5 protein-coding genes are annotated in these 6,000 nt (G+C 39.1%); 2 read left to right on the forward strand and 3 right to left on the reverse strand.

Annotated elements, in window-relative coordinates; genetic code table 11:
- Nucleotides 1-157 precede the first annotated feature (157 nt).
- Together J6O61_RS19360 and J6O61_RS19365 are read right to left on the reverse strand one after the other, a co-directional pair.
- Nucleotides 158-958, reverse strand: coding sequence for a response regulator transcription factor (locus J6O61_RS19360; protein ID WP_292215950.1), 801 nt, complete (start codon nucleotides 956-958; stop codon nucleotides 158-160).
- A gap of 61 nt (nucleotides 959-1,019) precedes the next feature.
- Nucleotides 1,020-2,771: a sensor histidine kinase gene (locus tag J6O61_RS19365; protein WP_292215951.1), complete on the reverse strand. Its 1,752-nt coding sequence runs from the start codon at nucleotides 2,769-2,771 to the stop codon at nucleotides 1,020-1,022.
- A gap of 191 nt (nucleotides 2,772-2,962) precedes the next feature.
- Here J6O61_RS19365 and J6O61_RS19370 point away from each other — a divergent pair, with 191 nt between their 5' ends.
- Both J6O61_RS19370 and J6O61_RS19375 read left to right on the forward strand, forming a co-directional pair.
- Nucleotides 2,963-4,330: a TrkH family potassium uptake protein gene (locus J6O61_RS19370; RefSeq protein WP_292215952.1), complete on the forward strand. Its 1,368-nt coding sequence runs from the start codon at nucleotides 2,963-2,965 to the stop codon at nucleotides 4,328-4,330.
- Nucleotides 4,331-4,342: 12 nt separating this feature from the next.
- On the forward strand, nucleotides 4,343-4,993 hold the full coding sequence (locus tag J6O61_RS19375; protein ID WP_292215953.1) for a potassium channel family protein: 651 nt from the start codon (nucleotides 4,343-4,345) through the stop codon (nucleotides 4,991-4,993).
- Between the two features lie 9 nt (nucleotides 4,994-5,002).
- Here J6O61_RS19375 and J6O61_RS19380 read toward each other — a convergent pair whose 3' ends face one another.
- Nucleotides 5,003-5,851 (reverse strand): carbohydrate ABC transporter permease, encoded by an 849-nt coding sequence (locus J6O61_RS19380; protein ID WP_292215954.1) that lies wholly within the window; start codon nucleotides 5,849-5,851, stop codon nucleotides 5,003-5,005.
- Nucleotides 5,852-6,000: the final 149 nt, after the last annotated feature.

Consider the following 6,000-nt stretch of genomic DNA (forward strand, 5'->3'; position numbering starts at 1 on the left):
CCATCCAATACGTCATTTGCAATGTCCTTTCATGTTTAATTATAATCTCATTTTAATGGAATTACGATATATAATAAATGTCTATCTGATTGAAAACAGTTACTAATACTATTTTACTTATTGTTTTGTTATTAATAATAAAATGTATAATTCCATTTTAAGAACTTTTCTCAAGCACATAATCCGAATAGCTCATGCCTGTATATTTTTTAAAGCACCTCCCAAAATAATTGGGATCAGGAATCCCGACTTCAGAAGCAGTCTGATACATTTTGTAGCCAAGTTCTGCATATCGAAGGGCTTTTTTCATCCGAAGATCCGTAAGATATTTTGCAAAGTTTTTGCCTGTGTCTGCTTTGAATTTTCGTGACAAATAGCTTACGCTAAACCCAAAATTCTGGGCAATAAAGGTAAGATTAAGCTTGGGGTCCGTGAAATTTTCCATTACATACTTTTCTATAAGCTCCGTAGAATTAACTTCTCCGGAAAGTTCTTCCAAACCGGATAGTTTATCGAAATCATCTCCTTCAGCATCCCTTTCCGAATTATTCCTTCGCATCAGATTTTGCTCTGCCCCATCAAGCTTTTCTTTTGCTCTCTCTAAAACCTTTGTAACTTCCGCTCTTATCATAGGCTTTAGCATATAGTCAAAAACAGGAAGAGATACGCATTTCCTCGCATATTCAAACTGATCTATCGCCGTCATTATAATAATGATAAGGTTTGGATATCTTGAGGTGGCGATTTCCGTAAACTCTATTCCATCCATAAAAGGCATGGATATGTCCACAAAAGCAATGTCCGGTCTTATCTCATCAATTACATTTATAGCTTCAATTCCGCTTGCCGCCTCGCCGACAACCTCCATTCCAAGGCTCTCGTAATCAATTGCGGCCTTCATAAGTTTTCTAGCTGATTCTTCATCGTCAATTACCATAACCCTGTATATTCTTCCCATAATAGTCTCTCCCAAAACATCTATATTTAAAATACCTGTACCGGTCAGCTCCTTAAATAGTTCAAAAAACACCGGGAATTACAAACTCAATTTCAGTATATTCCCCAATCTCACTTTCAATCCTGACAACATCCTCTTTTCCGGTGTAATATCTTATTCGCTCTATAGTCCCCCAAAGCCCAAAGCTCTCAGTATCAAGATCATTCTTGTCCTTCCTCTCAAGGGACAGTATCTGATCTATTTTATCCTGACTCATTCCTATTCCGGTATCACGAACGATCAAATGCAGATTACCATCTTCAAGTCTGCTGCTTATCTTTATTTTACCTCTTTCACCCTTTAATCGTATACCGTGATATATACTGTTTTCCACAAGCGGCTGCAAAATAAGCTTTGGAACCACAAATTCCTGTGTATTCTCAGCTATGTCATACTCATCTTCCAAAATATCGCCGTATCTTAGTTTTTGAAGAGAAAGATAATCCTTAACTATCCACACTTCTCTTGAAAGTGGTATTGCTCTGTCGCCTTTGCTCAAAAAATTTCTGTAAAAGCTTCCAAGGGTTTCAAGGGCATCATGAACATTTCCGGCCCCGGCATCCAAAGCCATGAAGCCTATTGTCTCAATGGAATTATAAAGAAAATGAGGTTTTATCTGCTCCTGCAGCACTCTCATTTCTGCCCTCTGAAGCGTCTTTTCTTTTTCCATGAGCTTGTCAATAAGGTCATTAACATGATCGATCATTCCGTTGTAGTCTCCCTGCAGCATGTCAAGCTCGCTATACGGAACATCTACATTTATCTTCTTAAGTTCTCCAAGCTCTCTGTTTTTCTCCATGGAGCCTGACAATTCAAAGATAGGATCTGTTATGTTCTGTCTGATAAAAGAAACCACAAAAACCGCGAGAATAATAAAAACTATCATCAAAAAAAGCAGTACGTACAGCATTCTGAAAGGAATACCTTCTGTTCCGTAGGGTGACACCCTGAGAATTACTATGGGGAGGTCACCGACAAGGCACCCTGACAGCAGCTCCTTTTCACCACCAATAAAAACATCCTCATGCTTTATGGTGGGGCTTATGAATTGCGTATCAAAAAAATCCACATATTTTTTGTTCCCCGCAAGAAAAGTCCCGTCACTTCCCATGATACATATATTGTCATAGCTTAGTCGTGCAAGCATTCTCTCAAACACCAGCGATGATATATTCATCATGAGAATTCCGGTTCTTTTTTGAGAATCTATATCGTAAATTGCTCTTCCGATGGTAACTACAGGTCTTCCGTCCTGCTTGGAAGCTATTTTGTTACTGTTAAGAGAAACAACCGCCCTTCCAAGCCCCTCATAGATGTCACATTTCCACTCATTACTGTTCATAAGACCATAATCATATTTATATGTAAAACGGTTTGTTGCCAGCATTATCATGTCTTCTCTGAATATCATCACGCTGTCAACTCCCTCGGTTACATTCAGAATATCCATAACGCCATATCTGGCATCGTTTATCATACTGATATCCACCGACAGCATTCTGGCCCTTAGGAATGTAAGTACTCTGTCATCTATCATTATCAGCCTGGAAAGAGATGTATACTTTTGTATATCGGAACTTATGTTGCTTGAAAGCGTCTTAAGAACATTTTCAGAATCTCTGATGGCGTAATCTCTTTGTTCCTGCTTCGTAATAATGTAAGTAGAAAGAGCAAAAACAACAGTCGCCACGAGAACTATTCCCAGAATAAGCCTTTTCAGGCTAAAAGAAAGCGTATTTTGCTTATTATTTTTATTGATCAGCCAATATTTCATTTCCCCGATATCCCCGAATACCCACTTAAATCTTGTATGATACTCTCACGTAATCCGCAGTATATGCGGATTTCTGAAATCTACATATTGCTTTAATTATAACCGATTTTTTATAAATTGCGCCTGCTTGTTAAGTAAATGACATGGAAGTATAATTCTGTTTAATAACCTTTTTTCAGGAGGATAATTTTTTGAAAAAATGGAGTTTTTCTTCAGAACATCTTATACCACTTAGTTTTTTGGGAGCCATATTAATTGGAACTGTTCTTTTGCTCCTTCCTGTATCATCCGCCCGTGGATGTTCAACTGACTTTATGACAGCTCTTTTTACTGCAACCACATCTGTATGCGTTACAGGCCTTATTGTGGTCGATACCTACAGCCACTGGAGTATCTTCGGTCAGGCTGTCATCATGATCCTTGCGCAGATCGGTGGTCTTGGAATCATTACAGTCGCCGCATTGTTCATGCTCTTTACCAGAAAAAAGTTTTCAATGGGCCAAAGAATAATGCTAAAGGATGCCCTTAACTTAAATGAGCGATCAGGCATCTTAAAAATGCTGGTTCGTATCATACGTGGAACTCTCATTGTTGAGTTAGTCGGAGCCATCCTCTATTCCATCAGTTTTATCCCTCTTCTGGGATATAAAAAGGGAATCTGGGCATCTGTTTTCAATTCTGTATCAGCCTTTTGTAATGCCGGAATGGATGTTGTGGGTCCAAGCAGCATGGCTGTTTTTAATTCAAACGTATTGGTACTTTCCACTACCATGGTGCTCATAATCCTTGGTGGTCTTGGCTATGTGGTCTGGTTTGACCTTACCTCCGCAGTAGTAAATGGTATAAAAAAGAAATATACTCCGCTGCTTATCTGGAAAAGACTATCCGAACATACCAAGCTTGTTCTTTCACTTACGTTTATCCTCTTGTTACTCGGCACCCTGTCTTTCTTTTTCTTTGAATATAACAATGCCAAAACAATCGGAAATATGCCGTTTTCTCAAAAACTGCTTAACAGTCTGTTTGAATCAGTAACCCTTAGAACTGCCGGATTTTCAAGCTTTTCACAAAAATCAATGACTGATATATCCTGCATCATGGCTTATTTACTCATGTTTATCGGTGGTTCACCTGTAGGAACCGCCGGTGGAATCAAAACTGTCACTTTTTTCCTGGCAGCTTTGAATATTTTTAGCTACATTAACAATGATGATAAAAATCTTGTGTTTAACCGCAAAGTTTCTTATGAGCTTATGCGCAAAGCTTCCGTAATCCTGACTGTCAGCGCATTTACGGCTGTCTTATTTACTCTTTTACTAATGGCAACAAACCCATCAGTTTCAATTACCGATGCCTTGTTTGAGATAATTAGCGCATCCGCCACAGTCGGGCTTTCCCGGGACATAACATCCACCCTGAACACGGCAGGGCGGATTATCGTAATTATATCAATGTACCTCGGAAGGATTGGACCTATTTCCATGGCAATCTTTTTTGCCAAAAGAAAACCCAAAAACAATTCAGCTCAATATATCGAAGGCAATTTTTATGTAGGATAAAGGAGAATCAAAATGAAAAAATCAGTTGCAGTTTTAGGACTTGGAAGATACGGAATCAGCCTTGCAAAAAGTCTTTTTGAAATGGGTGCAGACGTGCTTGTTGCTGATCAAAATGAAGATCTTGTAAAGGAAATGGCAGATTTCTGCACCGTTGGCATATGTGCCGACCTTGAAAACGAAGAAGAAATAAAGGCACTTGATATAAAAAACATGGACATTGTTGTCTGTGCCATGGGCAGGAATCTGTCTGCAAGCATCATGTCTGTTGCAGTTGCAAAAGAGCTGGGCGTTCCTTTGGTTGTAGCAAAAAGTTCCTCAGAAAGGATGTCTTCAATACTCAAAAAAGTCGGAGCAGACAAGATCATCATTCCTGAGGACTTTGGTGGTTTGCAATCTGCACGAATCCTGATCTCAGACTCATTTATTGACTACTTCCAGCTCGATGAAAACCTCTCAATGGTGGAAATCAAACCAAAAGAAAGCTGGATAGGCAAAAATCTTATGGAGCTTGATCTTCGTAAAAAATACAAGCTCAATGTTGTAGCTGTTAAAAACAACCGGACAAAGTGGGGCTTTGTCGACCCTACCCGAAATCTTACTTCCGATACCACACTCCTTGTAGTCATCGAGACCAATGAACTTGGTAAACTGAGCAAAACCTGATTCGTCTCTTTACCCCTTAACGGCGCCAGCTATAAAGCTGGCCTGTATCTTGCCGCTAAGGAATATATAGAATATAAGGGTTGGAAACGTTGCTATAACAAGTGCTGCGCCAATCGGTCCCCAATCTGTTGTATGCTGACCTGAAAGTGCTTTTATACCAACAGGAAGTGTTCTGTGTGCCGAATCGGAAATAAATACATTGGCAAACATGAACTCGTTCCAGCACTGAAGATATGAGTAAACTCCTACAGTTGAAACCGCAGGCTTCATAAGAGGAAGTATTATCTTAAAAAATGTTCCGAAAAGCCCGCATCCGTCTATTCTGGCCGCTTCATCAAGTGCTGTCGGTATTTCTGCCATAAAGCCCGAACAGATAAGGATTGCCATTGACAGCGCAAAGGCCGAATAGGGAACGATAAGCGTCGAATACTTATTGAGCCAGTGCAGCTTTGACAAAACAACGTAAACAGGCACGATTGATGCCTGAATCGGGATTGTCAGTCCCAGCATAAAAAATGCATTTGCAAGTCCGCTGAATTTCCATTTTATTCTGGTAATTGCATAACATGCCATCATGGCTGCCATCATGGAAATTGCTATAGCAAGTGTTGTAACCAGTAAACTGTTAAAAAAATACAATCCCATATTTCCCGTATTCATGGCCGACGAGTAATTGGACCACAGCCACTGCTTAGGAAGACCAATTACATTTTTTCCAAAAATTTCTTCGTTGGATTTTAATGAAAACGTGAACATGAAGTAAATAGGAAAAAGGTTTACAATAGCCCAAAAGACTAAAAAAATATTTGTAATAACCTTTAAATAAGGTCTTTCTTCCTTAAGTGTGTAACTTTCCATATTCAATCATCCTAGTATAGTAATGATGTAGTCATTAAGGACTACAGTTAATAGTTTCTATTTCCAAATCTAAGTAATGATTGAAGGGAGGATTCCCCTCTCATCAGATATCATCAAGGAGCTTTACTAACAGTTATACATGTCTGTAG

Source organism: Butyrivibrio sp. (assembly GCF_017635265.1).
Classification (GTDB): domain Bacteria; phylum Bacillota; class Clostridia; order Lachnospirales; family Lachnospiraceae; genus Butyrivibrio.